At 63.9% G+C, this 24,312-nt stretch carries 28 protein-coding genes and 1 tRNA gene; 15 read left to right on the plus strand and 14 right to left on the minus strand.

Annotated elements, in window-relative coordinates; all coding sequences use genetic code 11:
- The first annotated feature begins 201 nt into the window (after nt 1-201).
- The 6 genes from O7B34_RS26980 to O7B34_RS27005 all read left to right on the plus strand — a co-directional run bounded on the left by O7B34_RS26980 (nt 202) and on the right by O7B34_RS27005 (nt 2,360).
- A complete protein-coding gene (locus tag O7B34_RS26980) occupies nt 202-498 on the plus strand; it encodes a hypothetical protein (protein WP_337148887.1) in 297 nt (98 codons plus the stop codon).
- 35 nt (nt 499-533) lie between these two features.
- Nucleotides 534-607: transfer RNA gene (locus O7B34_RS26985), tRNA-Gln, on the plus strand.
- Nucleotides 608-825: 218 nt separating this feature from the next.
- Nucleotides 826-1,065: a hypothetical protein gene (locus tag O7B34_RS26990; RefSeq protein WP_337148888.1), complete on the plus strand. Its 240-nt coding sequence runs from the start codon at nt 826-828 to the stop codon at nt 1,063-1,065.
- 171 nt (nt 1,066-1,236) lie between these two features.
- Nucleotides 1,237-1,527, plus strand: a complete 291-nt coding sequence (locus O7B34_RS26995) for a hypothetical protein (protein WP_140510654.1) — start codon at nt 1,237-1,239, stop codon at nt 1,525-1,527.
- A gap of 272 nt (nt 1,528-1,799) precedes the next feature.
- Nucleotides 1,800-2,006: a hypothetical protein gene (locus tag O7B34_RS27000; protein ID WP_337142671.1), complete on the plus strand. Its 207-nt coding sequence runs from the start codon at nt 1,800-1,802 to the stop codon at nt 2,004-2,006.
- Between the two features lie 108 nt (nt 2,007-2,114).
- Nucleotides 2,115-2,360 carry a DUF982 domain-containing protein gene (locus O7B34_RS27005; RefSeq protein ID WP_140510650.1) on the plus strand — a complete coding sequence of 82 codons (246 nt, stop codon included), beginning with the start codon at nt 2,115-2,117 and terminating at the stop codon, nt 2,358-2,360.
- Between the two features lie 61 nt (nt 2,361-2,421).
- On the opposite strand, the gene O7B34_RS27010 is transcribed toward O7B34_RS27005, so the two are convergent.
- Both O7B34_RS27010 and O7B34_RS27015 read right to left on the minus strand, forming a co-directional pair.
- Nucleotides 2,422-3,516 carry a sensor histidine kinase gene (locus O7B34_RS27010; protein ID WP_337148889.1) on the minus strand — a complete coding sequence of 365 codons (1,095 nt, stop codon included), beginning with the start codon at nt 3,514-3,516 and terminating at the stop codon, nt 2,422-2,424.
- A gap of 74 nt (nt 3,517-3,590) precedes the next feature.
- Nucleotides 3,591-3,833 carry a hypothetical protein gene (locus O7B34_RS27015; RefSeq protein WP_027141473.1) on the minus strand — a complete coding sequence of 81 codons (243 nt, stop codon included), beginning with the start codon at nt 3,831-3,833 and terminating at the stop codon, nt 3,591-3,593.
- Between the two features lie 263 nt (nt 3,834-4,096).
- Between O7B34_RS27015 and O7B34_RS27020 the strand changes: the two genes are divergently transcribed.
- Nucleotides 4,097-4,405: a hypothetical protein gene (locus tag O7B34_RS27020; protein ID WP_337142668.1), complete on the plus strand. Its 309-nt coding sequence runs from the start codon at nt 4,097-4,099 to the stop codon at nt 4,403-4,405.
- Nucleotides 4,406-4,492: 87 nt separating this feature from the next.
- Nucleotides 4,493-5,494 (plus strand): aldo/keto reductase, encoded by a 1,002-nt coding sequence (locus tag O7B34_RS27025; protein ID WP_337148891.1) that lies wholly within the window; start codon nt 4,493-4,495, stop codon nt 5,492-5,494.
- 54 nt (nt 5,495-5,548) lie between these two features.
- Here the strand turns inward: O7B34_RS27025 and O7B34_RS27030 are convergent, their stop codons facing one another.
- The 8 genes from O7B34_RS27030 to O7B34_RS27065 form a co-directional block, all read right to left on the minus strand.
- Nucleotides 5,549-6,628 carry a D-alanine--D-alanine ligase family protein gene (locus O7B34_RS27030; protein WP_337148893.1) on the minus strand — a complete coding sequence of 360 codons (1,080 nt, stop codon included), beginning with the start codon at nt 6,626-6,628 and terminating at the stop codon, nt 5,549-5,551.
- Nucleotides 6,629-6,651: 23 nt separating this feature from the next.
- A complete protein-coding gene (locus O7B34_RS27035; protein WP_337148895.1) occupies nt 6,652-7,269 on the minus strand; it encodes a C39 family peptidase in 618 nt (205 codons plus the stop codon).
- A gap of 81 nt (nt 7,270-7,350) precedes the next feature.
- A complete protein-coding gene (locus O7B34_RS27040) occupies nt 7,351-7,866 on the minus strand; it encodes a hypothetical protein (protein ID WP_337148943.1) in 516 nt (171 codons plus the stop codon).
- 222 nt (nt 7,867-8,088) lie between these two features.
- The gene (locus O7B34_RS27045; protein ID WP_337148896.1) at nt 8,089-8,646 is read right to left on the minus strand and encodes a GNAT family N-acetyltransferase; all 558 of its coding nucleotides are present in this window, start codon (nt 8,644-8,646) and stop codon (nt 8,089-8,091) included.
- A 105-nt stretch (nt 8,647-8,751) separates the two neighbouring features.
- The gene (locus tag O7B34_RS27050; RefSeq protein WP_337142663.1) at nt 8,752-9,711 is read right to left on the minus strand and encodes an AraC family transcriptional regulator; all 960 of its coding nucleotides are present in this window, start codon (nt 9,709-9,711) and stop codon (nt 8,752-8,754) included.
- Nucleotides 9,712-9,948: 237 nt separating this feature from the next.
- Nucleotides 9,949-10,368, minus strand: coding sequence for a VOC family protein (locus O7B34_RS27055; RefSeq protein WP_337140200.1), 420 nt, complete (start codon nt 10,366-10,368; stop codon nt 9,949-9,951).
- A gap of 155 nt (nt 10,369-10,523) precedes the next feature.
- Nucleotides 10,524-11,693, minus strand: a complete 1,170-nt coding sequence (locus tag O7B34_RS27060) for an aminotransferase-like domain-containing protein (protein ID WP_337148944.1) — start codon at nt 11,691-11,693, stop codon at nt 10,524-10,526.
- 590 nt (nt 11,694-12,283) lie between these two features.
- The gene (locus O7B34_RS27065; protein ID WP_337148897.1) at nt 12,284-12,775 is read right to left on the minus strand and encodes a hypothetical protein; all 492 of its coding nucleotides are present in this window, start codon (nt 12,773-12,775) and stop codon (nt 12,284-12,286) included.
- A gap of 58 nt (nt 12,776-12,833) precedes the next feature.
- Here O7B34_RS27065 and O7B34_RS27070 point away from each other — a divergent pair, with 58 nt between their 5' ends.
- Entirely contained in the window at nt 12,834-13,463 is a 630-nt protein-coding gene (locus O7B34_RS27070; RefSeq protein WP_337148898.1) for a DUF922 domain-containing Zn-dependent protease, read from the plus strand.
- Between the two features lie 52 nt (nt 13,464-13,515).
- Here the strand turns inward: O7B34_RS27070 and O7B34_RS27075 are convergent, their stop codons facing one another.
- Nucleotides 13,516-15,048: an acid phosphatase gene (locus tag O7B34_RS27075; protein WP_337148899.1), complete on the minus strand. Its 1,533-nt coding sequence runs from the start codon at nt 15,046-15,048 to the stop codon at nt 13,516-13,518.
- A 211-nt stretch (nt 15,049-15,259) separates the two neighbouring features.
- On the opposite strand from O7B34_RS27075, the gene O7B34_RS27080 reads away from it, so the two are divergent.
- Nucleotides 15,260-16,480, plus strand: a complete 1,221-nt coding sequence (locus O7B34_RS27080) for a cytochrome-c peroxidase (protein WP_337148945.1) — start codon at nt 15,260-15,262, stop codon at nt 16,478-16,480.
- A gap of 254 nt (nt 16,481-16,734) precedes the next feature.
- On the opposite strand, the gene O7B34_RS27085 is transcribed toward O7B34_RS27080, so the two are convergent.
- Nucleotides 16,735-17,439 (minus strand): SDR family oxidoreductase, encoded by a 705-nt coding sequence (locus O7B34_RS27085; RefSeq protein ID WP_337148900.1) that lies wholly within the window; start codon nt 17,437-17,439, stop codon nt 16,735-16,737.
- A gap of 240 nt (nt 17,440-17,679) precedes the next feature.
- Between O7B34_RS27085 and O7B34_RS27090 the strand changes: the two genes are divergently transcribed.
- Nucleotides 17,680-18,081, plus strand: coding sequence for a YybH family protein (locus tag O7B34_RS27090; RefSeq protein ID WP_337148901.1), 402 nt, complete (start codon nt 17,680-17,682; stop codon nt 18,079-18,081).
- A gap of 96 nt (nt 18,082-18,177) precedes the next feature.
- Here the strand turns inward: O7B34_RS27090 and O7B34_RS27095 are convergent, their stop codons facing one another.
- Entirely contained in the window at nt 18,178-18,795 is a 618-nt protein-coding gene (locus tag O7B34_RS27095; protein WP_027141459.1) for a helix-turn-helix domain-containing protein, read from the minus strand.
- Nucleotides 18,796-18,942: 147 nt separating this feature from the next.
- On the opposite strand from O7B34_RS27095, the gene O7B34_RS27100 reads away from it, so the two are divergent.
- From O7B34_RS27100 to O7B34_RS27110, 3 genes are all read left to right on the plus strand, one after another.
- On the plus strand, nt 18,943-20,076 hold the full coding sequence (locus tag O7B34_RS27100) for an NAD(P)/FAD-dependent oxidoreductase (protein WP_337148902.1): 1,134 nt from the start codon (nt 18,943-18,945) through the stop codon (nt 20,074-20,076).
- Between the two features lie 49 nt (nt 20,077-20,125).
- The gene (locus tag O7B34_RS27105) at nt 20,126-21,730 is read left to right on the plus strand and encodes an ABC transporter substrate-binding protein (protein ID WP_337148903.1); all 1,605 of its coding nucleotides are present in this window, start codon (nt 20,126-20,128) and stop codon (nt 21,728-21,730) included.
- A 238-nt stretch (nt 21,731-21,968) separates the two neighbouring features.
- Nucleotides 21,969-23,069 carry a serine hydrolase domain-containing protein gene (locus O7B34_RS27110; RefSeq protein WP_337148904.1) on the plus strand — a complete coding sequence of 367 codons (1,101 nt, stop codon included), beginning with the start codon at nt 21,969-21,971 and terminating at the stop codon, nt 23,067-23,069.
- Nucleotides 23,070-23,075: 6 nt separating this feature from the next.
- Here the strand turns inward: O7B34_RS27110 and O7B34_RS27115 are convergent, their stop codons facing one another.
- A complete protein-coding gene (locus O7B34_RS27115; RefSeq protein WP_337148905.1) occupies nt 23,076-23,639 on the minus strand; it encodes a cytochrome b in 564 nt (187 codons plus the stop codon).
- A gap of 403 nt (nt 23,640-24,042) precedes the next feature.
- Here O7B34_RS27115 and O7B34_RS27120 point away from each other — a divergent pair, with 403 nt between their 5' ends.
- Nucleotides 24,043-24,237: a hypothetical protein gene (locus O7B34_RS27120; protein WP_337148906.1), complete on the plus strand. Its 195-nt coding sequence runs from the start codon at nt 24,043-24,045 to the stop codon at nt 24,235-24,237.
- Nucleotides 24,238-24,312: the final 75 nt, after the last annotated feature.

Consider the following 24,312-nt stretch of genomic DNA (forward strand, 5'->3'; position numbering starts at 1 on the left):
CACCAAGCCGGAAAGGATCGGGCATGCGCGGACACGCCTCGAAACCATGGTCGCGGCCGCCGCGCCCGAACGCGCGCGCCGTACGGCCTGTCGCGGAACCAAAGGACACGAAAGGGGTTGTGTGCGACAATGCAAGCGGCCGTTCCAGTGCGAATCCGAACCGGCCGCCTGTGCAATTTTGTCGAAGCAAAGAGAACCGTCATGTCCGCTCGCGTTCTGACCCTGGTGACGGCCATCGGCGCCGTGCTCGCGACGACCGGTCTGGCCGATGCCCGCCCCGACAGCCGCACCATGGGCTGCGGCGAGATCCGGGCCATGATCCAGAGCCATCGCGCCGTGGTGCTGACCACCGGCCGCAACACCTATGACCGCTATGTCAGGCAATTCGGCAATGAGTGCGACTGGCCTGAGGTGCCGATGTCGGCCTATGTCCCGTCCCGCGATGGCGACTGCCCGGTCTATCGCTGCGAAGAGCCGGTCAACAATTTCCCGAATTGACCGCAAGCTGCCTGGGCGCCATAACGTCCAGCCTTTCCCGCTTCGTCTAATGGTAGGACAGCGCCCTTTGAAGGCGTGAATCGTGGTTCGAGCCCATGAGCGGGAACCAAGCAGTTAATCCCGAGCGACTGGCGTGGACGGAATCAGGTCGGGTCGCTCCCGATTCTCTCCCATCAATTCGGACTCAATCCGGGACAGGTAAGGAACCGGCCGTGATCCTGCCGGGCAGGAGGAAGGTGGCTTCCGCCCCAGGACCTCGCTCGCGATTGACGGCCAGTTAACGTTACGTTAACGTTAAATTAGCCAACCCTAAAATAGGAGATCCTCATGAAGATCGCCTTCGTTTGCCTGGCGCTTGTCCTCGCCGGGTCGAGTGTCGCTGCGGCGCATGGAAAAAAGGCAACAGTCACTGCTGCCAAGGCATGTGCTTGTTTGTCGATCAAGGCGTCAGTGGCGGCAAAATTGGACTGCACTGCAACGGGAACATCAACCCAGACTGACGCAACGAATGCCAAGCCGCACCTTGGGTACGAAAACGCTTGGACGATACCCTCGTTCGGCCTTTGACGTTCCCAGCATTTCCTCTACCCAAAGGCCCGGAGACCGAGGCGCTGGGCCTTTGCAAAACGTGAGTGCGCTATCAGACCTCGTGCTTGACTCTAGCCGTCGCGGCGCGCTGGGCCCGCATGAAACCTCGCGGCCTGTTGCGCGTTCATTGTCGGCCAACAGGAGAATTCCATGGATCCGGGAACCGTGGCGGTGATGGTGATGCTTTCATGCAGCGCATCGCTCTGTCGGCCCACGGAGTCGCGCCCGGTCGTCTATTCATCGATGGAGGAATGCCAAGCGGCACTTGAAGCCAGATTGGCACCCTGGCCGAACGGCGAAATGGTCGGCCGATGCAAGCAGGTCGACCAGACGGCGACTGGCTCGATTCCACCGGAAGGCTATGCCGCGGTTCAAGTCACGCGGGGAACCGGCAGCGATGCGGTCACCACCAACTATTTCGTTCCGAGAGCCAGCAACTAATGCATGTCGCCCAAAAGTGACCTCGGTTTTGGGGGAACGACATGCATCAAAATAAGGACCTAAAGCGCGTCGCATGAATCCGTTTCGACGCGACGCGCTTTAGAAGCCCGCCAGCAACGACAAGTCCGGATGCCGAAGCCGCCGCGCCGCGACCAACGTCGCCAGTTGGCGGATAGGCATCGGCGGGCTCTCGGGTTTGACCCGGCCCTCCTGAAACCATTTCAGGGACCCGACGTTAACGACCGGCATGGCCAGACAAAGGAGACATTTCCATGACCGTCAACTGCCGCATATCCATCGACAACCGGCCTGACGCCACCAACGCCACTTTCCAGGCTGTGCCGCGGATTGGCGAGAGCGTTTCCCTGTCGGTCGACGGAAGCCCACAGGATCTCAGGGTCTCGCGCGTCGTGCATGTTCCCAACGGCGGACTGGAAGGCGCCGCGATTGTCGTCGAGGTGACGACCAACATCCTCTAGGCATCGTTTCGCCGGGAGATGCCGGAGAGTTCACGCTACAGTGATCGGCGGCAATGAAACCTCGCGCGGCCAAACACGTTCCATGCCTGCAACAGGGTCCAGGTTCCAATGCAAACCGCGTGGTTCTCCAAGCCCGTCGTGGTTTCGGTCGGCGTTACCGGAGCCACCCGCAACCTGTCCAACACACAACAGGCCATCGAGTTGCTGACGACACATTGGCGCGATGCCGGCAGCCTGAAACATCAGTCCGCGCTGCGCGCCTGCCGCCGCGCAACGAGCGGCGACGTGCCCCCCGACGTCGCCAGGGAGGCTTTTGTCGAGGCCGCGCGCGAAGCCCATATCCTGGTCGAGTAGGTCGAGCTGACACGGATTTTGGGCCACGGATTTGGGCGGCATTCCGGACCGGCGGATCGCCCTAGATGCCGGAACCCGGCGAAACGCCGTCAGCCTCGCTACCGATCTGCGCCACGACGATGGATGCCAAGGGCGCGCTCAGCCGCCATTTGAGATAGCCGGGCGACCGCTCCAGAATGGCGGAACCGCCCAGCGACTGCGGCGCCACACGCTGCAACACGACGGTGCCGAACCCCTTGCGCGTGGTCTGGTCCCGCCGGTCGCCGGGATGCGGCGTCGACGTCTCCTCCCAGGTCAACTGGAATTCACGCTCGCCGACGGAGCCGGGGTTTTGCGTCCCGGAGTCGATTGTCCAGGTGATCTCCACCCGGCCGCCTTCGCTGCCCAGCGCGCCATATTTGGACGAGTTCGTGCCCAGTTCGTGGAAGGCCATGCCGAGGTTCTGTACCGCGTTCGACTGCAGCGTCAGGACCGGGCCGGAGAGCAGGATCTGCTCCTCGAGACCGAAGGGCTTGAGATGCTCCTGGATCAGATCGAACAGGCTCGCCCCCGCCCATTCCGAGGTGACGAGCAGATCGTGCGACCGCGACAGCGCCATGATGCGGGCGCGGATCAACTCCTCGAACTCGCCTGGATCGGTCGAGCGCTTGCTGGTCTCCCTGACCATCGACAGGATGACCGCGAACTGGTTCTTGACGCGATGGTTGACCTCCCGCATCAGCAGCCTGATGCGGCGCTCGCTCTCCTTGGCGGCGGAAATATCGCGGGCGATCTGCGAGGCGCCGATGATCTCGCCATTGTCGTTCTTGATCGGCGAAATCGTCAGCGAGGCGGAAATCAGCATGCCATCCTTGCGCTTGCGCGTCGTCTCAAAGCTCGCTACCCGGTCGCCGCTGCGAATCTTGCTGATGATCTCGATTTCCTCGTTCTTGAGGTGATCAGGAATGAGCATGAGGATGGATTGGCCGATCGCCTCCTCGGCGGTATAGCCGAACATGCGTTCCGCCGCATGGTTCCAGCTTTGGATGATGCTGTTCAGGTCCTTGCTGATGATGGCATCGAAGGAGGAATCGACAATTGCCGCGAGCCGGGCATCAGCGGTCGCCCCCTGTCTGTCGCTGCCGTCGACGTCGTTCATCGCCACCCGCAATTGCATCTTCTCCCGATCAGATAAGGCGCAAACGGATCAAGGCAATCGCCGGCGCGAGGATGGATAGGCCTTAACGCATTTCACTCCGCCTGTTCCGGCGGCGTCTTGCCATCGCCATTGGGCCTGAGCACGCCGAACTCCTGCGACTTGGCCCCCATCTCTGCCGTCAGGAACCCGTCGGAGGCAAGGCCACGGCGCAGCAATTCGCGCACCGCAGCCGAACGGCTGGGCATGCGCTTGTCGAAACGCCAGTTTTCCAGCGCTGCCAGCTCATCCTGGGTCAACATGACCTGCAATCGTTCCGGACGTTCCAGTTCAACCATATCCGCCTCCCGCGCAAGATTTGCACAGTTAGTAAATGTCTCACTGCACTTACAGTTAGGAACTTCCTCATCTTACGTCAAGCGCTGCCAATGGGCGAATGCAGCACGGTATCAATGATGCTCATTGAACGCAGGTTGGGCCTTCGTGTAACTCTGCTAACTAACTGATTTTATTTGAGGATTCTTCAGTTTTAACTTGTCAGTACGCGGTATCGGGCGCATCTTGCCGCCTTGAGGAAACCAACTCGCCTTGGGAGGTTTCGATGCGATACGACTATTCCACAATGCTGCGTGAAGACGTCTATTCGACCGTCTGCACAGCATTCAAGACGGTGGGCATCATCAACGTGTCGGTGGTGGCGGAGAGGATCAGGGTCAGGAACCTTGCCGAGAATGTCGCCCTCGAGGACATTGAACATCTGGTCGTGCAGGCTGCCCAACTGCTCGGCGCCGCAATCGAATTCGACGCTTTGAGCAACGGATTGGCTCCGCCTGGAAACGGATTGGTCGAGAACGGCGATGAGAGTGCGATGGTCCATCTCGATCTTCATCGATCAGGCTCGATGCAATAACCAAAAGCCCGAGACACCCTGTGGGAATTGAGCGAGCGCCTTATATAATCCCGGCCACCTCCTTCCTTCCCTCTCGGAGCTCCACCCATGACCCTCGACACACGCAAGCTCGGCAGCCAGGGGCTGCAAGTCTCGGCCATTGGTCTCGGCTGTATGGGCATGAGCCAGTCCTACGGCCCGGCTGACGAGGCCGAATCCGTCGCCACGCTGCACCGTGCCATCGAACTCGGCTGCACGTTCCTCGACACCGCCGAGGTCTATGGCCCGTACACCAACGAGGCCCTGCTCGGCCGGGCGTTGAAGGGCAAGCGCGACAAGGTGACCATCGCCACCAAGTTCGGCTTCCGCATCGAAAACGGTAAACAGGTGGGCGTCGATAGCCGGCCCGGGCATATCCGCGAGGTCGTGGAAGCCTCGCTCGGCCGTCTCGCCACCGATCATATCGACCTGCTCTACCAGCACCGCGTCGACCCTGCGGTGCCGCTGGAGGACGTCGCGGGCGCTGTCGGCGAGCTGGTCGCACAAGGCAAGGTGCGGTTCTTCGGCCTGTCGGAGGCAGGTGCGGCCAACATCCGCCGGGCGCATGCCGTTCACCCGTTGTCGGCGTTGCAGAGCGAATATTCGCTCTGGGAGCGCAATCTGGAGCCGGAGATCATCCCGCTGCTCGGGCAACTCGGCATTGGCCTGGTGCCGTTCTCGCCACTCGGCCGCGGTTTTCTCACCGGCGAGGTCAAGCGCGCGGAGGACTACGCCGAGGGCGACTACCGCCGCAACGACCCGCGCTACCAGGGCGAAAACTACGACGCCAATGTCGACGCGGCGGCCAAGGTGCGCGACGTCGCCACAGCCCGGGGCGTCAAGCCCGGCCAGGTCGCGCTGGCCTGGCTGCTGGAGAAGGGCAACGGCTTTGGTGTCGACATCGTGCCCATCCCCGGCACCAAGCGGATCAGATATTTGGAGGAAAACGTCGCCGCCGCATCATTGAAACTCGACGCCGCCGAAATGGCTGCGCTCGACGATGCCCTGGCGCCGGGAAAAATCTCTGGCCCGCGTTACACCGAGCGCGGCATGGCGATGGTCGATCGGTAGGCGCTCGGAGCGCAAACGGGATCATCCTGGTTTGTATCTCGATCGGCGAAGACTTCAGGCTGTGCGCACCGCATGCCTTGCCAGCGCGTGCTCGATCAGCGCGTCGATGACCTCGCTGTAGCCGATGCCGATCGCCGCAAGCGCCTTGGCGTACATCGAGATATCGGTGAAGCCGGGCAGCGTGTTGACCTCGTTGACCAGCAGGGAGCCGTCGGCGCGCAGGAAGAGGTCCACGCGCGCCATGGCCTCGCAGCCGAGCGCCTTGAAGGCTTGTCCCGCCATGTCCCTCGCTCTGTCGGCGACCGCAGTGGGAATATCGGCGGGCACTTTGACCACCGCGCCGTCGGCATCGAGATATTTGGCCTCGTAGGTGTAGAAGCCATGCTTGCCGGCCGGGATGATCTCGCCTGGCAGCGACACCGTGAGCGAGCCGTCTGCCCGTTGCAACACCGAGCACTCGATCTCGCGGCCTTCGACGAACTCCTCGATCAACGCCTTGCCGTCATAGCGGAAAGTGGTTTCGATGGCTGTTTCGAAGCCGTCCCTGTCGTTTACCTTGCTCACTCCGAAGGACGAGCCCTGGCGCGCTGGCTTGGCGAAGAAAGGCAGCCCGAGCGCCCCGGCGATTTCCTGGAACGAACCGACATCGCCTCTAAGCACGGTGACCGAGCGGGCGACGGCAAGGCCGGCCTCGCGCAGCAGCCGCTTGGCGACGTCCTTGTCCATGGCGGCGGCCGAGGCGAGGATGCCGCAGCCGACATAGGCGACATCGGCAACCTCGGCATAGCCCTGCACCGAGCCGTCCTCGCCGAACGGACCGTGCAGCACGGGAAAAACGACATCGACCGGCGGCAGGTCAGTTTCCTTGTGCGACGCCGCGATCAGCCGGCCCTTGCCGCCGGGCAGCAGGGCGACTTCCACGCCGTCCTCCGACACTGGAGCCCCTGCCCCATCGCCGACGGCCTCGGACGCCGGCTGCAGCAGCCATCTGCCGTCCCTGGAAATGCCGATCGGCACCACCTCGTAGCGCGTCCGGTCGATCGCCTTCAGCACATTGGCCGCCGACAGCCGCGACACCTCGTGCTCGGCCGAGCGACCGCCATAGAGGATGGCAACCCTGATCTTTCCGGTCATCGAAATCCCTCAACTGTCAAAAATCAAATGCTGACGGCAATGCCGCGATTGGCGAAGAAACGATCGAAATCGGTGGGCGCCAACACTGCGTCCGCCTGTGTGGCGTTGGTATGGCCGGACGGGTTGTGGAAGCGAAAACCATCGTCCGACGCCGCCGTGACCAGCACCAGATGACCGCCCTTCGACGGCGGCTCGCGCTCCGGCCAGCGGATCGAACTGCTGACCGAAGCGATGAAGAAGCGTGACCGGGCGAGGATCCCCGGGACGTCCGCTGCCGCGACATTGGTCATCACCTCGGCATCGAGGCCGAATTCCTGCTTCACGAAAGTGACGAAGGGCGCGTAGATCAGGCCCTTGATCGAGCCTTCATTGACGACATAGCCGCCATATCCGGTGCACCGTCTTGCCAGCTCGATCGTCGGCACGATCTGGCCGCGCGTCGCCAGGATCATCTTGAGGCAAGCCATGCCGCAGACATTGGCGGCCCAGACCGCGTATTCGTCGAGCGTGGCGGCACCCGATCCCTGCCACAGCGGATCCCGCCGCAACGCGGCTTCGGCGCCGTCGGCGAGCACCGCCAGCGTCATGTCGGGCGTCTCCCACTGACTGAAAAACGGCACGGCTTCAGGCAATGGACTCATGTGGACTCCTCGGGCCGCCGAATACGAGATGGGTGAAAAGCCGCTCGGACGCGCCGAATTTCCCGGCGCGTCGCGCGCCGTCTACTCAACCTTCGTCCAGCCGAACACCAGCCAGGCGTATCTCGATTTTTCGTCGGGTTCCGCGGTGTAGGTCATCTGTATGTCGCCGCCCTTGGCGTAGATATCGAGCCTGGGCGCCGTGTCCAGCTTGAGCCACGCCGAACTCTTGCTGAAGGACCAGGTTCCGCACCAGACGCAGGAACCCGATGTCGGGTCTCCGGGCTGATGGAAATTGTAGCGGCCGTCCGCGGTGATCTCCAGATAATCGAACGCGCCGTAAAACGCGGTCACCGTCTGCTGGAACTCATTGGCAGCCGCTTCCTGTTCCGGCGTGGGCGCATCCTTCAAGTCGCGCGGCGGCCGGGTGGTCGCGCCGCTGAGTTGCCATTTGCCGACAAAGTCCTTCTGGGTCGGAAGATATTCCTCCTGGGCCTGCGCCGAAGATATATGAGTAAATGGTAATATGAATGGTGCGGCCATGCACAAAATCGCAAGCAACGACGCGGCGACACGGATCGCCCTGGTTGATTTCTGCATAAAAATCGGTTCTCCACGGTGGGCAAGAGATGTTCTGTTCGGGACGTTATTGAGAAAGGCTGCGCGCATTGCTTCGCCGATTCCCGTCCGCCATTTTCACGGTTAGCACCGGAGCCATCGAATTGGCAACGCAAGGCAGCGATCGGCAAAGCTGATCGGAACCAGTCTTCGCCATCTCGAACTGCTTGCGAAACTGCCGGCGCGGGACGGCTGGCCGCCCTGTCATCGCCCGGATGTGCCGGTTGTTTCCCGCCTTCTTTCGAGAGCGAAGAGATTGGTCGGCGCGCCATGCAGCGTCACCTGGCCTTCGAGGAGAAAGCCGCATTTTTCCAGGACGCGTCGCGAGGCGGCATTGGCCGTGCGCACCAGTCCTATGACCCTCTCGGCATGCAGGTCGTCGAAGGCGAAAGCCAGCGCCGCGCGGACCACCTCGGTGGCATAGCCATGCCCCCAGCTTTCGGGGTGCAGATGATAGGACAGGTTGAGCCCCCTGAAGTCCTTCGACACCGTGACGCCGCCGAAGCCGACCGGCACGCCGTCCGCCTCGATCGCCCAGCGCCCAAATCCATGCTCGCGCCAATGGTCGATGTCGCGCAGCAGCCGATCGGTGCTTTGCCGCGCCGTGTCAGGGCTGGGATCAGGTCTATGCGCAACCAGCTCCGGCCGGGCGAACAGCCGCGTCACAAACGCAACATCGGCTGCCGTCGGCTGCCGCAGCAGCAGGCGGGCGGTGCGGCGGCTGCCGGTTTGCCGGGCGTCACCGCGATAATTCTCGGGCATGGGCTGTCATCGCTTGTGCTGGCCGGAACGAACGGCAGGTCGGGATTGCCTCCAGTCATGCAGCCGATTGCGATGCGATCATGGCAGCGCCTTCCATGAATCGCTCTACCTCGCTCCACTCGGCGTCGAGCCGAAGCGGCGGCGGAAACAGCGATTGAAATAGGAGACGTCGGAAAAGCCGCTCAAGAGCGCGATCTCGCTGACCCGCATGCTGTCGTTGCGCCGGTCGCGCAGCATGCGATGGGCTCTCTGCAGGCGCAGTTCGAGAATATGCTCGGCGAAACTGGAGCCCGTTTCCTGCAAGAGATCATGGACATAGCGCGCGGAAAGCCGCAAATGCTGGGCGATGTGCTGGGCCGAGATGGCGGGATCGGCGAAGTTGTCCCGCATCTTCTGCAGGATGGCCTGCAGCCTTGCCGCGCGCAGGCCGCGCACGCCCGCCAGCTCGGCGATCTCGCCCTTGGCGCCGGTCGCCAGCCCGATCAAGTCGACGATCGTCTCGGTGGCGTGGGCGACAAGGTCGGGCGAGAGCAATGCCGGTCCCGCTTCCAGGAAGCCGCAATAGCGCTTGAGCATATCGAGCGCTTCATTGTCGGCGCCGATGGTCAGCGCCAGGCGATCCTCGATATGGGGGAAGGCATTTTCCAGGATTTCGCGGGGCACCACGACATTGGTCCAGACATTTCGGTCGCCGCCGGTCATTTCCAGCGCTTCCGAAGCCGAGACCAGCGCGCCTTCGCCCCTGCCGATGCTGTAGTCGCGGCCGGTCTGCGCGCCGCTCAGCTTGGTGTCGCCGTCGTTGACCAGCAGCAGATAGCCGTCGCGGCCGTCATCGGCGATGTTGCGCGTCTTGCGGCTGGCATGCCTGATCGTCCCTGCCATCCGCCCCAGCACCAGCGGCCCGATGGCGGTGGCTTCGATATCCGCCTGGAACGGGACGTTGCCGGAAATGGCGTATTCGACCGACCATATCTCCGCGACATGGATGTCCTGCCAGAGCGCGAAGCGCGCGCGGTCGTCGAGATGCGGCGGCAGGTCGACCGACGAGAAGACATTCTTTTTCAACGACCAACCGGCCTTTCCCGCGCACGCGTCTTCCCTGAAGCCGCACCGTATGGGACCGATTTGCCTCTTGTCCAGAGGCGGCGTTATCCATGCCCTGCAGGACAATTTCAGTGCCGCCCAGATCAAGCATCCGATCGGATGCGCCGGTCCCGCGTTTTTTCCAAATGCGCGGAACATGCAGCGGCATGAGAATCACCATCCGACGCGCATCGCGGTCGCCCGGCCGGCCGGGTGTTGCTAGAAGGTGATCTTCACGGAAGCGGAACTCCGGTTGGCCGGGCCGTGGTGGACGGCCTCGATGTTGTTGCCGTCCGGGTCGAGCAGGAAGGCGGCATAATAGCCGGGATGATAGGGCCGCTCGCCGGGCGCGCCATTGTCCGTGCCCCCGGCCTCGAGTCCGGCCCTGTGAAAGGCATCGACCATGGCGTGATCCCTGGCCTGGAAGGCCAGATGATGGCGGCCGGTCAGCTTTCCCTGTGCGGCCCGGCTGTCGACGCTGGAGATGAACAATTCGTCGGCCCAGAAATAGTCCTCGCCGGTGCCGCCGATCGGGACACCAAGCACCTGGAACAGCGCCTCGTAGAAACGCCGGCTGGCGGGGAGATCCCGGACCACGAGCTGCAGGTGGTCGATGAGCCGGCCGCGATGCAGTTCCATGAAAGCTCCTCCTCGCAAGGCCTCGAATTTAGGCGCGGGCGGCAAGGCGTCAACGCGGGGCGCCTGCATCTGCTGACAACCAGCGACAATTTTTTGGGCCCGACGGAACTTTTCGGCTGACCGGAAGTCTGGTCGCGCGGCGCTTGGCTGCGGGTCTAACCCTTGAGCAGCGCCGCCAGCCGTGGAATGCCCTCGCTCACCGCGCGACGGTCGGCCAGCGTGAACGACAGCCGCAGCGTGTTGCGGCCGGTGCCGTCGGCGTGGAAGGCATTGCCGGGCACGAAGGCGACGCGCGCCTCCTTCACCGACCGCGCCAGGAGTTCCGTGGCATCGGTGCCTTCCGGCAGCGTCACCCAGACGAACATGCCGCCTTCCGGGCGGCTCCAACTCACGCCCTCCGGCATATTGACTTCCAGCGCGCCAAGCAGGCCGTCGCGGCGCTCGCGATAGGCGCCGATGAGTTTTTCCACCTGGCCGTCGAACAAGGATTCGGCGACGCGGTGCATCACCATCTGGTTGACCGACGGGCTGTGCAGGTCCGAAGCCTGCTTCATCAGCACCAGTTTTTCGACCACGTGGTGCGGCGCGCAGACCCAGCCGACGCGCATGCCCGGCGACAGGATTTTCGAAAACGAGCCGCAATAGAGCGTGCGCGCCTTGTCGATGCCGCCGGACCGCGCGCAGTCGAGCGCCAGGATCGGCGGCACACCCTCGCCGTCATAGCGCAGCGCCCGATAGGCGGCGTCCTCGATGACGGCGATGTCGAGCTCGCCGGCAAGGTCGAGCACCGCCTCGCGCTGCTTTCGATCCAGCGTGGCGCCGGTCGGGTTGGCGAAGTCGGGCACCAGATAGGCGAACTTCACCCGCCCGCCATTGGCGGTGGCAGCGGTGTGGTAGGCCGCCGGCGTCATGTTGCCGCCTTCGGGCCGCAGCCGGTCGTAGCGCGGCTCGTAGGCGTTGAAGGCCTGCAGCGCGCCGAGATAGGTTGGCCATGTCACCAGCGCGGTATCGCCCGGCGACAGGAACAGCTTGCCGAGATAATCCAGCGCCTGCTGCGAGCCGGAGGTGATGAAGATGTTGCCCTCGTCACAGGCGATACCAAGCTTGCCCATCTGCCCGGCAAGCCAGCGCCGCAACGGCAGATAGCCTTCCGAGACCTGGTACTGCAATGCCGCCCCGGCTTCCGCCCCGCCCAGCACATCGGCATAGGCATCGCGGATGGCGTCGGCCGGAAACAGTGACGGATCGGGAATGCCGCCGGCGAATGAGATGATGTCGGGCTGGTCGAGCAGCTTCAAAAGCTCGCGGATTTCCGACGCCTTCATGCGCGTCGAGCGCGAAGCCAACAGGTTCAAAAGGGTCAAGACATGCCTCCCCGACGTTTCTTATATAGGTCAACCTAACTGACCTATATCCGCTTTGCCGGGCGATTTGAATAGTGCCTGAAAGGCTTCCGCTATACGCCAGTCGCCGCCAAGCCGGAACCGGCGACAGCGTGCTGGCGTCCGCTAAAGGCTCTTCTTGTAGCCAATATGGCTGGCGGTGAAGCCCAAGCCTTCATAATTGGATGTTGGCCATAGCGGATGAGATACGGCCAGCCGTCCCCGGCGGCAAGGTTCAGCTCCCCCTTGTGGGGGAAGGTGGCCTCGCGAAGCGAGGTCGGATGAGGGGTGTTCCAGCTTGGCAACATGCTTCTCGCGACACCACATTACGCTGAATTATCAACGGATTTTCTTTCGGCACCCCTCATCCGTCTCGGCGCTACGCGCCGATCCACCTTCTCCCACAAGGGGAGAAGGAAGAGGCGTCACCGCTCGCGAAGTTGGATGTGACAATGGGCTAGTGGCGGGCTGATGTTCAGATGTCAGGATGACGACAATATGGATAGCCGCCACAGCTGCCGCACAGCACCCGATCAATCCCCGTCCGCCGCGGGCTTGGCCTTGCCGCACTGCGCCAGCACCTTGCCGATGGCCGCGCTCGATCCCTTCAGCGGAAAGCTGATAGCGCCATATTTGGCCGCGCTGACCGACACGTCCCCCTTCGAGCGCAGCAGGTCGAGCAGCGGATCGGCCTTGGCGAGATCGACCACGAAATAATTGTACATTTCCTCCAGCTGCAGCGTCTTGGTCACCGTCTTGCCATCGGCCTTGAAGTCGAACGAACCGTTGATGCCCGGTTCCAGTTGCGGGCCGCTGGCACCGAGGTCGTAGCTCAGCACCGGATTGTCGAAACAGGTCAGCATCAACTGCGCGTCGCCTTTCGGCCCGCCGCAGACGGAAGCCGTCAGCACGCTGCCGCCCTCGTCTTCTTCCATCTTCGCGCTCCAGCCGCAGGATGCGGCAAAGGCCGGCTCAGTGCCAAGCAATGCCGCCAAGGCTCCGGCGGCAACGAGATATCTTTTCATGACTTCCCCCTTCGGGCATTTGCAGCACCCGCCGGCAGCATATAGGAAAAGCCATTGAATGGCATTGCATGTGCGGGGGGCCTTGGTGTTGAGAGCTTGTATTCGCCTGTGTCTTGTGACAGCCGCCCTGGTGGCCTCGCCGCTCGCCGCGCAGGCCGAATGGAAGCCGGTCGAGAAGGTCGAGACCTACGCCATTTCAGGCCAGTCCGGGCTGGAGCTCTACCGGTCGATCGGCCAGAACGGGCCGAATGCCGGCATTGCCCGCGCCATCGCCCACACCAATTTCAAGCTGACCTGGGGGGTCAGGAACTACAAGCCTACCGGCAAGGCCTGCGTGCTGACGGCGGCGAAGCCGAAACTGATTATCACCTACACCTTGCCAAGCCCCTCCGCGCCGCTGCCGCCGGCCGTCCAGAAGAGCTGGGAAGTGTTCATCGCCGGCGTCAGTGCCCATGAGAAGGTCCATGGCGCCAGCATGATACAAATGGTCAATGACATCGAAGTCGCGACCGACGGCCTGACTGTTCCCGATGATCCCAAATGCAGCAAGACCAGGGCCGAGGTGGTCCGTCGGCTCGACGCGATCTCGAAGGCCCGGGTGCAGGCAAGCCGCGATTTCGACCGCGTCGAACTCGGCCAGGGCGGCAATCTGCAGAAGCTCATTCTTGCCCTGGTGAATGGCGGCTGAGATGGCCACCGCGCCCCGCGGCGCGGCGGCGTATCCGCGATTCGGGTCGGGTCTACCGGCTGAGGTCCAGCGCCGCGCTCAGGTCGCCCATCGGCGGCTCGCCATTGGCGGCCAGCGCTTTGTCGCGGGCAACGATGCCGGTCAGTACCGGCAGGTCGTAGCGCGCGGTGATGAAGCGCACGATCGACGTCGTGTCGTATTGCGTGTGGTCGACCGTGCCCATCCTGGCATAGGGCGAGACGATGAAGGCCGGGACGCGGTTGCCCGGGCCCCACCGGTCGGCCCTGGGCGGCGCGACATGATCCCAGAAGCCGCCATTCTCGTCATAGGTGACGACCACCAGCATGTGGCCCCATTGCGGGCTCTTCTCCAGATGCGAAATGAGGTCGGCCAGATGCCGGTCGCCGCTGGCCACGTCGGCATAGCCGCCGTGCTCGTTGAGATTGCCTTGCGGCTTGTAGAAGGCGACCTGCGGCAGCTTGCCGTCGTCGATCGCCTTGATGAACTCGGCGCCATCCAGGCCGCCGTCCCGCAGATGCTCGGTGCGCGCGGCGGTGCCGGGCGCGTAGGCGGCGAAGTAGTTGAAGGGCTGGTGATGGAACTGGAAGTTCGGCACCGGCGTCGCGTTCTTGCCGTCGAGCGTTGCCTGCCAGGCGCCGGCATACCAGGCCCAGCTCACTCCTTTCAGCGACAGCAGATCGCCGATGGTGATGTCGTGCTGCGGCGGCAGCGTGGTGGGCGCGGCCGGGTCGGCCAGCGCCTTGTCGCCGCCCTCGGCCGGCTTGTTGGCGCTCGGCTGATAGGGCGGCTGCATGGTGTTGACGGCATGGAAGTCGGGCGTGATGGCGCCGTCATTGACGAATTTCGGTACGCCGCCGAGTGCCGAGGCCGGCGAATTGTCGGCGACCTTCAGTGTCGTGCCGTCGGCCTCGACCACGGCGATCTGGCCCTTGATCGGACTGGTGTCGGCGTGCGGGTAGACCGGCGTACAGGCGCAGGCGAGCTGGAAATGGTTGAGGAAGGAGCCGCCGAAGGCGCCCTGGAAGAAATTGTCGGCCAGCACATACTTCTTCGCGACCTGCCACATCGGCAGGATGGAGCCATCATAGTGGCCCATGACAAGGCCGCCGGAATCGGCCCAGGCGACGAATTTATCGTTCTTGCCGCCGTCGATCTGCATCTGCTCCTGGTAGAAGCGGTGCCACAGATCATGGGTGATGACGTTGGTGCCCTCGTTGAAGCCCTTGGGATCGTCGATGGCGAAGGCGGCGTTGGCGAGATGCGCGGTCTCAGCCTCCGTCACGACAGGCGTGACGCCCTTTCCGGTCAGCCCGCCCCAGGCCGGCGGCAGCTCGGTGAGCGGCTTGCCGTCGCGGTCAAGCTGGCGCGCCTGATCGGCCGAGACATTGGCCAGCCCGTTGGCGCCGGGGAAGCCGCCATAGAGATTATCGAAGCTGCGGTTCTCGGCATAGATGACGACGACGGTGTCGATCTTGTCGAAGCCCGCAGGGGCGGCATTGGCCGCGAGGGGAAGCAGGGCCGAACCGGCCAGGCAGAAGGAAGTGAGGAGCTTGAGCCTCGTCATCGGGAAGACCTCGTGGCTTGACTGTGGCTGGAGGGGCGCGGAAACCATAGGGGCAGCTAACGTGGATGCCTTGTCACCTTTGTGACATCCGCCGCTGCGGCGAACACGGTTTCGTGAGCACAGGGGCCGGTCATCAATCCGTTGCACTCCATTCCTATTTCCCGGCCAAAGCGGACCATGCTCCATGAAGACGAGACGATGGAAAAGCCTGATGATCGCGATTGCCGCGATCTCGACATTTGGCTGTGCCGCGCCCGCGAGTACGGCGGATGGCGTCCATCCCGGTCCGCTATCCCGCGCGCAAGCTTTCGCGCGCGCCGAGGCGCTGAACGCCTTGGGGCGAAAGATGTTCTTCGACCCGGCGCTGTCGGCCTCGGGCAGGCAGGCCTGCTCGTCCTGCCATGATCCGCGCCATGCTTTCGGTCCGGCCTCGGCAGCTCCGGTCGAGATGGGCGGGCCGCATCTCGACCGGCCCGGCGTGCGCGCGGTGCCCTCGCTGCGCTATCTCCAGGCCGCTCCCGCCTTCACCGAGCACTTCTACGATTCCGAGGACGAAGGCGACGAGAGCGTCGACAACGGTCCGACCGGCGGCCTGACCTGGGACGGTCGCGCCGACCACGGCAAGGATCAGGCGAAAATCCCGCTGCTCTCGCCCTTCGAGATGGCCAACAAGGATGCGGGGGCGGTCACCGCCGCCTTGCGCAGATCGGCCTATGCCGACGAGTTCAAGGCAACGTTCGGCAACGATGTCTTCGACCGCCCGGGCGACGCCTTCGACGCCGCCGCCGAGGCGCTCGGCACGTTCGAGCAGAGCGCCGCCGATTTCTACCCCTATTCCAGCCGCTACGACGCCTTCCTCGCCGGCAAGGCGACGCTGTCGGCGCAGGAACGGCGCGGCCGCGCCCTGTTCGAGGACGAGGCGAAAGGCAATTGCGCCTCCTGCCACCTCAGCGAACCCGCCAATGACGGCGAGCCGCCGCAATTCACCGATTTCGGCCTGATCGCCATCGCCGTGCCGCGCAATCCGGCCATCCCGGCCAACGCCGACCCCGCCTATGCCGATCTCGGCCTGTGCGGCCCGCTGCGCACCGATTTCCACGGCCGCACCGGCTATTGCGGCCTGTTCAAGACACCGACGCTGCGCAATGTCGCGCTGCGCAAGAGTTTCTTCCACAACGGCTATTTCCACACGCTGCGCGACGCCGTCGCCTTCTACGCCAGCCGCGACACCGACCCCGGCCACTGGTATCCCAGGAATGCAGACGGCACGGTGAGGCAATATGACGATCTGCCAAAGGCATACTGGAAAAATCTCAACCAGGACCCACCCTTCAACGGCAAGAAACCCGGCGACAAGCCGGCGCTCAACGACACCGAGATCGACGACATCGTGGCGTTCCTGCAGACGCTGACGGATGCGGATCAGCGGTGACGGGCCACTGAAGCGTCGGGACGAGCATGGCACCCAAAACGGAACGCCGGCGGGCCAGCGCCCCCCTCTGTCCTGCCGGACATCTCCCCCTCAAGGGGGGAGATCGGATGTCACCATGGCTTTCGCTAATTTTCGGTGTTGAGGAAAAGAACCGGCGCCAAAGCTGCCAATCTCCCCCCTTGAGGGGGAGATGCCCGGCAGGGCAGAGGGGGGCGCTGGCCCTCCGGCGTCTCCAAAAAATCGGACCAAATCCCTCACAGCGCCCGGATAACACCCCCATCCACGCGGATACTCTGCCCGGTAATATACCCGGCCCCTTCCGAAGCCAAAAAAGCAATGGTCGCGGCGATCTCCTCGCTCGTCCCGTAGCGTTGCATCGGCACATTGTCGCGGCGCTCTTCGGTGGTGGGCAGGCTGTCGATCCAGCCGGGCAGCACATTGTTCATGCGCACATTGTCGGCCGCATAGGTGTTGGCGAAAATCTTGGTGTAGGCGGCAAGGCCGGCGCGGAACACGGCCGAGGTCGGGAACATCGCGTTCGGCTCGGCCACCCAGGCCGTCGAGATGTTGATGATGGCGCCGCCCTTCTGCTTGACCATCTGCGGCGCCACGATGCGCACCGGCCGGATGACGTTCATCAGGTAGACGTCCATGCCGGTGTGCCACTGCTCGTCCGTGATCTCCAGGATCGGCGCGCGCGGCCCATGGCCGCCGCTGTTGACCAGCACGTCGATGCGGCCATAGCGCTCCAGCGTCAGGTCGGCGAGACGCTGCAGGTCGTCGTTCGACTGGTTGGAGCCGGTGACGCCGAGTCCGCCCAATTCCTTGGCCAGCGCCTCGCCCTTGCCGGACGAGGACAGGATCGCCACCTTGAACCCATCCGCCGCCAGGCGCTTGGCCGCCGCCGCGCCCATGCCGCTGCCACCGGCCACGATGACAGCTGTTTTTTCTGAATTCATTGGGTTTTCCTTCTCGGGTTCGGCAAAACTGCAACCGGCATGGCCGACGCTGAGGCACCGTATAGCCGGTTTCCTCGGCCAGTTCGAACCGGAAAGGCTGATCCAGGTTGCAGAAAAACTCAATGCGAGCGGGCGCCACCCGATCAGCCTGCGATCGCCGCCGCAACCGTTGTTGCTGATACGGCGGACCGCACTATCTCTGCTCTCGCCGATGTCCGAACTCACCCGGAGGACTGCGCGATGAACGACGACGAAAAAGCCATCAGGCAAGTGGTCGACACCTGGATGACGGCTAGCAAAAGCGGCGATCTGGCGACCGTGCTTTCGCTCATGACCGACGACGTGATCTTCACGGTTCCCGGCCAGGAGCCGTTCGGCAAGGCGGCCTTCGCCAAAGCGTCGCAAGGCATGGCTGATGCAAGGATCGACGGAACGAGCGAAATCCTCGAACTGCAACTGCTTGGAGACTGGGCCTTTATCCGAAACCGCATTGAAATGAGCGCCACCTCGCCGGGCGGTAGCGTGCATCGGTCGGGATATACGCTGACGCTCCTGCGCAAGGAGAAAGACGGGCAATGGAGGCTTGCACGCGATGCAAACCTCGTCACCACGAAAAAAGAGGAGACGCAGGATCGGCAATGAGGCATCCGAGATGCGATTGCGGGATCGCCTCCGGAAGGCATTGATAACCACGCAAATTAGCGCCCGGGGTGCGACGGCGGCGGTGTTCGAAAGCCCCTACCCCTCCACCGTCTCCAGCACGGAGAGCAGCGTGCCTTCCATGTCGGGCTCGTCGCCGGAGCAGACGCACAGCATCTCGGCGTCGCCCTCGCCCACCGAGAGATAGGCGTGGCCCATGGTGGAATCGATGTAGACGCTCTCGCCCGCTTTCAGCCGCACCGGCGCGTATTGGTCGGTGTGCAGTTCGATCTCGCCCTTGAGCACGATCAGGAACTCCTCGCCGGCATGCCGGGTCAGCGGACCGAACTCTTCCGGCGTGCGGGCGCGCGCATAGGCGTGGATCGGCACCATGCGCTTGCGCACCAGGTCGGTGGCGAGATACCGGTAGTCGTAGTTGCGGGTCAGCTGGCGCAGCGTGTTGGACTGCGAGGTCACCGAACGGCGGGTGCGCGCCGCCGGCTGCTTGCGGTCGCCGCTGAGCAGCTCCGTCACATGGATACCGAGCCCTTCGCAGATCTGTAACAGCTTGTCGTAGCTCAGCGACATCTGGTCGTTCTCGACCTTGGACAGCGTCGACACCGCGACGCCGGTGAGAGAGCTGACCTCCTGCAAGGTCCAGCCATGTCTTTTTCGTAGGGCACGCAGACAATCACCGAGATTCGGTTGCTCCGACATTGTCAGCTCCATGAGGCGGCGGCACCACTACCGCGGGGTTCGGGGTTCACCCTAGGTAGTCGAACTCGAGCGGGCCATCAACAACGCCAACAATTTTCTTATACGCTAAATATTGACTGGATACGAAATTATTTTTACGACTGATGGATGCAGTCGAATTCTCCCACGAAGATCATCGTCATCGGCGGCGGCATCGCCGGTCTCTCCCTTGCCGCCGAGGTGGCGGACTGGGCCGATGTCACCGTCATCGAGCGCGAACCGCATCTCGGTTACCACGCCAGCGGCCGCTCCGCCGCTTTGTTCACCGAGACCTATGGCAACCGCCTGGTGCGCGGGCTGACGCTGGCCAGCCGGCAGGCGATAGTCGAGGGCGGTTTCGTCGCCCATCGGCGTGGCGCGCTGCATGTCGGATGGACTGATGACGATACCGCCATCGACAAGCTGGCTCATGAATTGCAGGCGCTGGTGCCGAGCGTGTGCCGCCTGTCGGCGGCCGAGCTCCACGCGCTGGTTCCGGTCATTGCCAGGCAAAACTCCTGCGGCGGCGTCTATGAGCCGGACGCGGTGGATGTCGACACCGGCAAGATGCTGGGATCCAGCGCCTCGGCGCTCAAGGCCCGCGGCGGCATCATCCGCACCGGCGAGGAGGTCCGCGCCATGTCACGCGACGGCAGCGCTTTTCGGGTTGAAACGAGCGCCGGCGTCTACTCGGCCGACATCGTCGTCAACGCCGCCGGCGCCTGGGTCGATGTCGTCGCCGGGATGGCGGGGCTGCCGGGCCTCGGCTTCCAGCCCAAACGACGCACCGCCTTCCTGTTCGATCCGCCCGCCGGGATGGATATCGCCGGCTGGCCGCTGGTGGTCGACCTGCACGAGCAGTTCTACTTCAAGCCCGATGCCGGCAGGCTGATCGGCTCGCTCGCCGACGAGAAGGATTCCGAGCCTTGCGACGCCTGGCCGGAAGACATCGACGTCGCCATCGCCGTCGACCGCATCGAACAGGCGACATCAATGCGCATCGGCCGTCCGTCGACGCCATGGGCGGGCCTGCGCACCTTCGCGCCCGACCGCACGCCGGTCGCCGGCTTCGACCCGCGCCTTCCCGGCTTCTTCTGGCTCGGCGGCCAGGGCGGCTACGGTTTCCAGGTTTCGCTGACCTTGGCCAGGCTGAGCGCGGCGCTGCTGCGCGAGCAGCCCATCCCGGGGGATGTCACGGCGCTCGGCGTCACCGCCGCGGCGCTGGCGCCTGATCGCTTTCTTGTCCCGGCGGCGGCCCCATGAATTTCAGGCTCTTTCCTCACCCCGTAAAGTGTCATCAGGAGCGTTTGCGATGAAATCCACCGTTCTGCGCACAGTGCTTGCCACATCCGTTCTGGCTTCATCCGTCCTCGTCGGCGGGCAGGCCTACGCCAAGACGCTGGTCTATTGCTCGGAGGCCAATCCCGAGACCTTCAACCCGGCGATCGGCATCGCCGATTCCACCATGGACGCCGCCGCCAAGACGATCTTCAACCGGCTGGTCGAGTTCAAGCCGGGCACGACGGAGGTCGGACCGGCGCTGGCCGAAAGCTGGGATGTTTCATCGGATGGCAAGACCTACACCTTCCATCTCAGGCACGGCGTGAAATTCCAGTCGAACGAGCATTTCACGCCCTCGCGCGACTTCAACGCGGATGACGTGCTCTACACCTTCAACCGCCAGCGCAATGCCAACAATCCCTATCACAAGCTCGGCGGCGGCGCTTACGAGTACTTCAACGCGCTCGGCATGGGCACGCTGATCGACCGAATAGACAAGGTCGACGACTACACGGTGCGCTTCACGCTGACGGCAGCCAATGTCACCTTCCTGGCCGGGCTGGCGCTCGACTATCTCTCCATCCTGTCGCTGGAGCAGACGCAAAAGATGGTCGCGGCCGGCACGCCGGAGCTGATCGACAGCATGCCGGTCGGCACTGGGCCGTTCGTGCTTCAGGCCTATGTGCCCGACAGCCAGGTCCGCTACGCCGCCAACAAGAATTACTGGCGCGGCGCGCCGAAGATCGACACGCTGGTCTTCGCCGTCACGCCCGAGCCGACCACCCGCGTCGAGCGCATCAAGGCCAATGAATGCCAGGTCGCCGCACCGCCGCCGCCAAGTGCGGTCGCCGACCTGCGTGCCGATCCCGACATCACGGTTCTCGATCTCAAGGGCCAGAACATCGGCATCCTCGGCTTCAATGTCGAACACCAGCCGCTGGGCGACGTGCGCGTGCGCACGGCACTGGCCAAGGCTATCGACCGCAAGGCGATCGTCGATGCCGTCTACGCCGGCGCCGGCACGGTGGCCGGCAGCGTCGTGCCGCCGGCGCAGCTCGGCGCCGTCACCGATGCCGGCATCGACTATGATCCCGATGGGGCGAAGAAACTGCTGAAGGAAGCCGGCCACGAAAGCGGCCTCAAGGTCAGCCTGTGGGCGATGCCGGTGTCGCGCCCCTATAACCCCAACGCCAAGCGCATGGCCGAGATGATCCAGGCCGACTGGGCCAAGGTCGGCGTGCACTCGGAGATCGTCAGCTTCGAATGGGGCGAATATCTCAAGCGCACCGCGGCGGGCGAACAGGACACCTTCCTGCTCGGCGGCAGCAGCGACAATGGCGACCCCGACAACATGCTGAGCTATCTCCTCTCCTGCGACGGCGTGAAGGGCGGCTCCAACCGATCGCGCTGGTGCGACAAGGATTTCGAGAAACTGCTGGACGAGGGCCGCGTCGCGGCCGACCCGAAAGAGCGCGCCGCGATCTACGGGAAGGCGCAAGCGATCCTGAAGGCCGAGGTGCCGGTGGCGCCGATCGCCCATTCGATGGTGGCGATCCCGATCCGCAAGAGCGTGCTCAACTACGTGCTCGACCCTTTCGGCCGGCAGAATTTCGCCGCCGTCGACATGGCGGAGTAAGGCTGGGCGCCGCCCCCTCATCCGGCCCTTCGGGCCACCTTCTCCCCGGAGGGGAGAAGAGGTGGTCGAGCGCTCGGCTCTCCTTTCAACAGCTCCAATGGCGAGCCTGACGAAGCATGGCGCCCTCTTCTCCCCGACGGGGAGAAGGTGGCCCGAAGGGCCGGATGAGGGGGCCTCTCCAAGGGCACAACGCCAGCAGATTTGCGAAAATCCCGTGCTCCACAAAAGCGAGATCATCATGCCAAAAAAACTGACCTCCCTCCTAAACAGCTACCTTGCCGACGGCGCGGTGGGTGCCTCGCTGGCCTACGCCAAGGGTGACTCAACGCCGACCGCCCTTACCGCCGGCCTCGCCGACCGCGCGCATGGCACATCAGTCACGCCAGACCAGCTGTTCAAGATCGGCAGCTGCACCAAGACCTTCGTCGCCGCCGCACTGGTCAAGCTCGCCGAGACCGGCAAGCTCGACCTCGGCGCGCCGATCTCATCCTGGTTCCCGGACCTGCCGGGCGCCGGCGATATTTCAGTGCGCCAGTTGATCAACCACCGCAGCGGCCTGCCGGAGTTCGAATACTACATTCCGATGGACCCGGGCCGGCAGTGGACGCCGCGACAGCTGGTCGACATCGCCTTTGCCTCCGACAAGCAGAAGGCGCCGGGCGGGCCAGCCGTCTACAACAACACCGGCTATGTCCTGGCCGGCACGGTGATCGAGGCCGTCACCGGCCAGCCGCTAGGCGCCTATGTCAGAAGCGCGGTCCTGCAGCCGCTCGGCCTGAAGAACACCTGGTCGCCGGCGACCGAAGCGTTTCCGGAAAAGTCGATGGTGCGCGGCTATTACCATCGGCCGCCGCCGGCGCCGAACGCGCCCACCGATATCGCCTCGGGCGGCGAGATGTGGCGCATGGACGGCGTGCTGCCCTATTCCGATGAGCTGCAGGACTCGTCCGACTCCTTCCCGTTCGGCGCCGCCTATGGCTGCGGCGACATGGTGTCGACGCCATCGGATATGGTGGGTTTCACGCGCGGCCTGTTTTCTGGGAAGCTGTTGTCACCGCCGTTCTTCGCCGAGATGTTCGACCACCGCGTGCCGGCGAGCTTTCCAGGCACCCGCATGCGCGAGACCGGCGCGGGCATGTTCCAGAGCGCCTATGCCGACCGCGCCTTCTACGGCCACCAGGGCAGCATTCCAGGTTATGTCGCCGTCATGCTGCACGATCCCGAGACGGACCTCACCATCGCCATGACCAGCAATGTCGGCTCCGGCAACCGCCTCTCCTTCCAGGCCAGCGGCCTGCACCCGGTGGTCGACCAGGCGATCCGCATCATTCTCGACTGACAGCGTTCAGCCGCCCTGCCCGGACGATGGATCGGGCAGGCCCGGCAGCATCTGGCTCAGCACCCGGTCGCGAAGGAAGACGTGATGGAAAATGGCAGCGGCCGCGTGCAGGCCAGCGAGCCACATCATGATATCGCCGAGCGTGCCATGGATCTCCGCCAGCGGCGCGCCCCAGGTGCCGGAAAACGGACCGATCGCGCCCAACCCATAGACAGTGACCGGGTGGCCGTCGAACAAGGCGCCGACCATGGCTGTCGCCGGAACCGCGAACAGCAGCGCATAGAGCGCCCAATGCGTCGCCTTCGAGGCGATCTCCATCCAGGCGGGCATGGCCGGCGCCTCGGGAATGCGATCGAACCGGCGCCAGGCCAGGCGAATGACCAGCAAGCAGAAAACAGTAAAGCCGAGCGACTCGTGCAGCAGCAGCGTGGGCGCCCTGGCCGCTGAATAGACCCGCTCCGGAGGGCCACCCGCCGAGACCAGGAAAGCAATGAGCACCAGCAGTGCCGTCAGCCAATGAAATGCCTGGGCGAGGCGTCCATAGCGGGTTGTCGTGCCGGACAGCGACATGCGAGAGCTCCGAAACAGTTGGACATCTCCCCTCGCCCTCGAATGTGGCCTTATTTCAGCTGTTCCTCAGGCGACATGGGTTTGCTGCGCGAATGGCGGGTATCACCGAGTTCGCCGGCGGCGCGGCCTGACAAGGTTCAGCTCATACTCGGACAAAAGAGCGCAGCCTAATGCATGTCGCCCGGAAGTGTCCTCGGTTCCGGGACAACGACATGCATAAAATCAGAAGCCGTAGGCGCGCCGCCAGACCGCGCAAGGCCACGGCGCCGCCACTCCTTAGACGACGTGCCGCCGCCAGCCGCCAGGCATTCGCCGGCATTTGAATAAAAGGCGCCTGTGGATATTTACCTCAAATTGCGCCAGGGCGGCCAAGATACATTAGGGCGGTATCATGGAGGGACCATTGAACAGTGATTTTTCAGCCGCCCGTCTTCATCTCGAACGCGCCTACCATTATCTGCGCGGCAATGACGAGACGAGCCGTTCGACATGCGAGGCCCTCGACCTGTTGATCGAGACGGTGGCGGAAGCACAGCACAGGAAGCCGGAACCAGGGGTGCTGGAATTTCCCCGAGCGGCGGCGCGCCGACGCGGCTGAACAAAACCCGCCGCGCTGAGCGGATTCGGGCTGCGCGCATCAAGTCTTCGTCTTCACGAATGTCGTTATCCAGGC

It is taken from the genome of Mesorhizobium sp. Cs1299R1N3 (assembly GCF_037179625.1).
Taxonomy (GTDB): Bacteria; Pseudomonadota; Alphaproteobacteria; order Rhizobiales; family Rhizobiaceae; genus Mesorhizobium; species Mesorhizobium salmacidum.

What these genes read in the sequence shown, in the direction of transcription:
- O7B34_RS27095 (WP_027141459.1), bottom strand. Translation starts at nt 18,795, where the DNA reads ATGTCGGAGCAACCGAATCTCGGTGATTGTCTGCGTGCCCTACGAAAA.
- O7B34_RS27025 (WP_337148891.1), top strand. Translation starts at nt 4,493, where the DNA reads ATGACCCTCGACACACGCAAGCTCGGCAGCCAGGGGCTGCAAGTCTCG.
- O7B34_RS27015 (WP_027141473.1), bottom strand. Translation starts at nt 3,833, where the DNA reads ATGGTTGAACTGGAACGTCCGGAACGATTGCAGGTCATGTTGACCCAG.
- O7B34_RS27085 (WP_337148900.1), bottom strand. Translation starts at nt 17,439, where the DNA reads ATGAATTCAGAAAAAACAGCTGTCATCGTGGCCGGTGGCAGCGGCATG.
- O7B34_RS27000 (WP_337142671.1), top strand. Translation starts at nt 1,800, where the DNA reads ATGACCGTCAACTGCCGCATATCCATCGACAACCGGCCTGACGCCACC.
- O7B34_RS27055 (WP_337140200.1), bottom strand. Translation starts at nt 10,368, where the DNA reads ATGGAACTGCATCGCGGCCGGCTCATCGACCACCTGCAGCTCGTGGTC.
- O7B34_RS27010 (WP_337148889.1), bottom strand. Translation starts at nt 3,516, where the DNA reads ATGCAATTGCGGGTGGCGATGAACGACGTCGACGGCAGCGACAGACAG.
- O7B34_RS27060 (WP_337148944.1), bottom strand. Translation starts at nt 11,693, where the DNA reads ATGAAGGCGTCGGAAATCCGCGAGCTTTTGAAGCTGCTCGACCAGCCC.
- O7B34_RS27045 (WP_337148896.1), bottom strand. Translation starts at nt 8,646, where the DNA reads ATGCCCGAGAATTATCGCGGTGACGCCCGGCAAACCGGCAGCCGCCGC.
- O7B34_RS27040 (WP_337148943.1), bottom strand. Translation starts at nt 7,866, where the DNA reads ATGCAGAAATCAACCAGGGCGATCCGTGTCGCCGCGTCGTTGCTTGCG.
- O7B34_RS27030 (WP_337148893.1), bottom strand. Translation starts at nt 6,628, where the DNA reads ATGACCGGAAAGATCAGGGTTGCCATCCTCTATGGCGGTCGCTCGGCC.
- O7B34_RS27035 (WP_337148895.1), bottom strand. Translation starts at nt 7,269, where the DNA reads ATGAGTCCATTGCCTGAAGCCGTGCCGTTTTTCAGTCAGTGGGAGACG.
- O7B34_RS27105 (WP_337148903.1), top strand. Translation starts at nt 20,126, where the DNA reads ATGAAATCCACCGTTCTGCGCACAGTGCTTGCCACATCCGTTCTGGCT.
- O7B34_RS27020 (WP_337142668.1), top strand. Translation starts at nt 4,097, where the DNA reads ATGCGATACGACTATTCCACAATGCTGCGTGAAGACGTCTATTCGACC.
- O7B34_RS27005 (WP_140510650.1), top strand. Translation starts at nt 2,115, where the DNA reads ATGCAAACCGCGTGGTTCTCCAAGCCCGTCGTGGTTTCGGTCGGCGTT.
- O7B34_RS27065 (WP_337148897.1), bottom strand. Translation starts at nt 12,775, where the DNA reads ATGAAAAGATATCTCGTTGCCGCCGGAGCCTTGGCGGCATTGCTTGGC.
- O7B34_RS27070 (WP_337148898.1), top strand. Translation starts at nt 12,834, where the DNA reads ATGGCATTGCATGTGCGGGGGGCCTTGGTGTTGAGAGCTTGTATTCGC.
- O7B34_RS27110 (WP_337148904.1), top strand. Translation starts at nt 21,969, where the DNA reads ATGCCAAAAAAACTGACCTCCCTCCTAAACAGCTACCTTGCCGACGGC.
- O7B34_RS27100 (WP_337148902.1), top strand. Translation starts at nt 18,943, where the DNA reads ATGCAGTCGAATTCTCCCACGAAGATCATCGTCATCGGCGGCGGCATC.
- O7B34_RS26980 (WP_337148887.1), top strand. Translation starts at nt 202, where the DNA reads ATGTCCGCTCGCGTTCTGACCCTGGTGACGGCCATCGGCGCCGTGCTC.
- O7B34_RS27075 (WP_337148899.1), bottom strand. Translation starts at nt 15,048, where the DNA reads ATGACGAGGCTCAAGCTCCTCACTTCCTTCTGCCTGGCCGGTTCGGCC.
- O7B34_RS27080 (WP_337148945.1), top strand. Translation starts at nt 15,260, where the DNA reads ATGATCGCGATTGCCGCGATCTCGACATTTGGCTGTGCCGCGCCCGCG.
- O7B34_RS26990 (WP_337148888.1), top strand. Translation starts at nt 826, where the DNA reads ATGAAGATCGCCTTCGTTTGCCTGGCGCTTGTCCTCGCCGGGTCGAGT.
- O7B34_RS27090 (WP_337148901.1), top strand. Translation starts at nt 17,680, where the DNA reads ATGAACGACGACGAAAAAGCCATCAGGCAAGTGGTCGACACCTGGATG.
- O7B34_RS27115 (WP_337148905.1), bottom strand. Translation starts at nt 23,639, where the DNA reads ATGTCGCTGTCCGGCACGACAACCCGCTATGGACGCCTCGCCCAGGCA.
- O7B34_RS26995 (WP_140510654.1), top strand. Translation starts at nt 1,237, where the DNA reads ATGGATCCGGGAACCGTGGCGGTGATGGTGATGCTTTCATGCAGCGCA.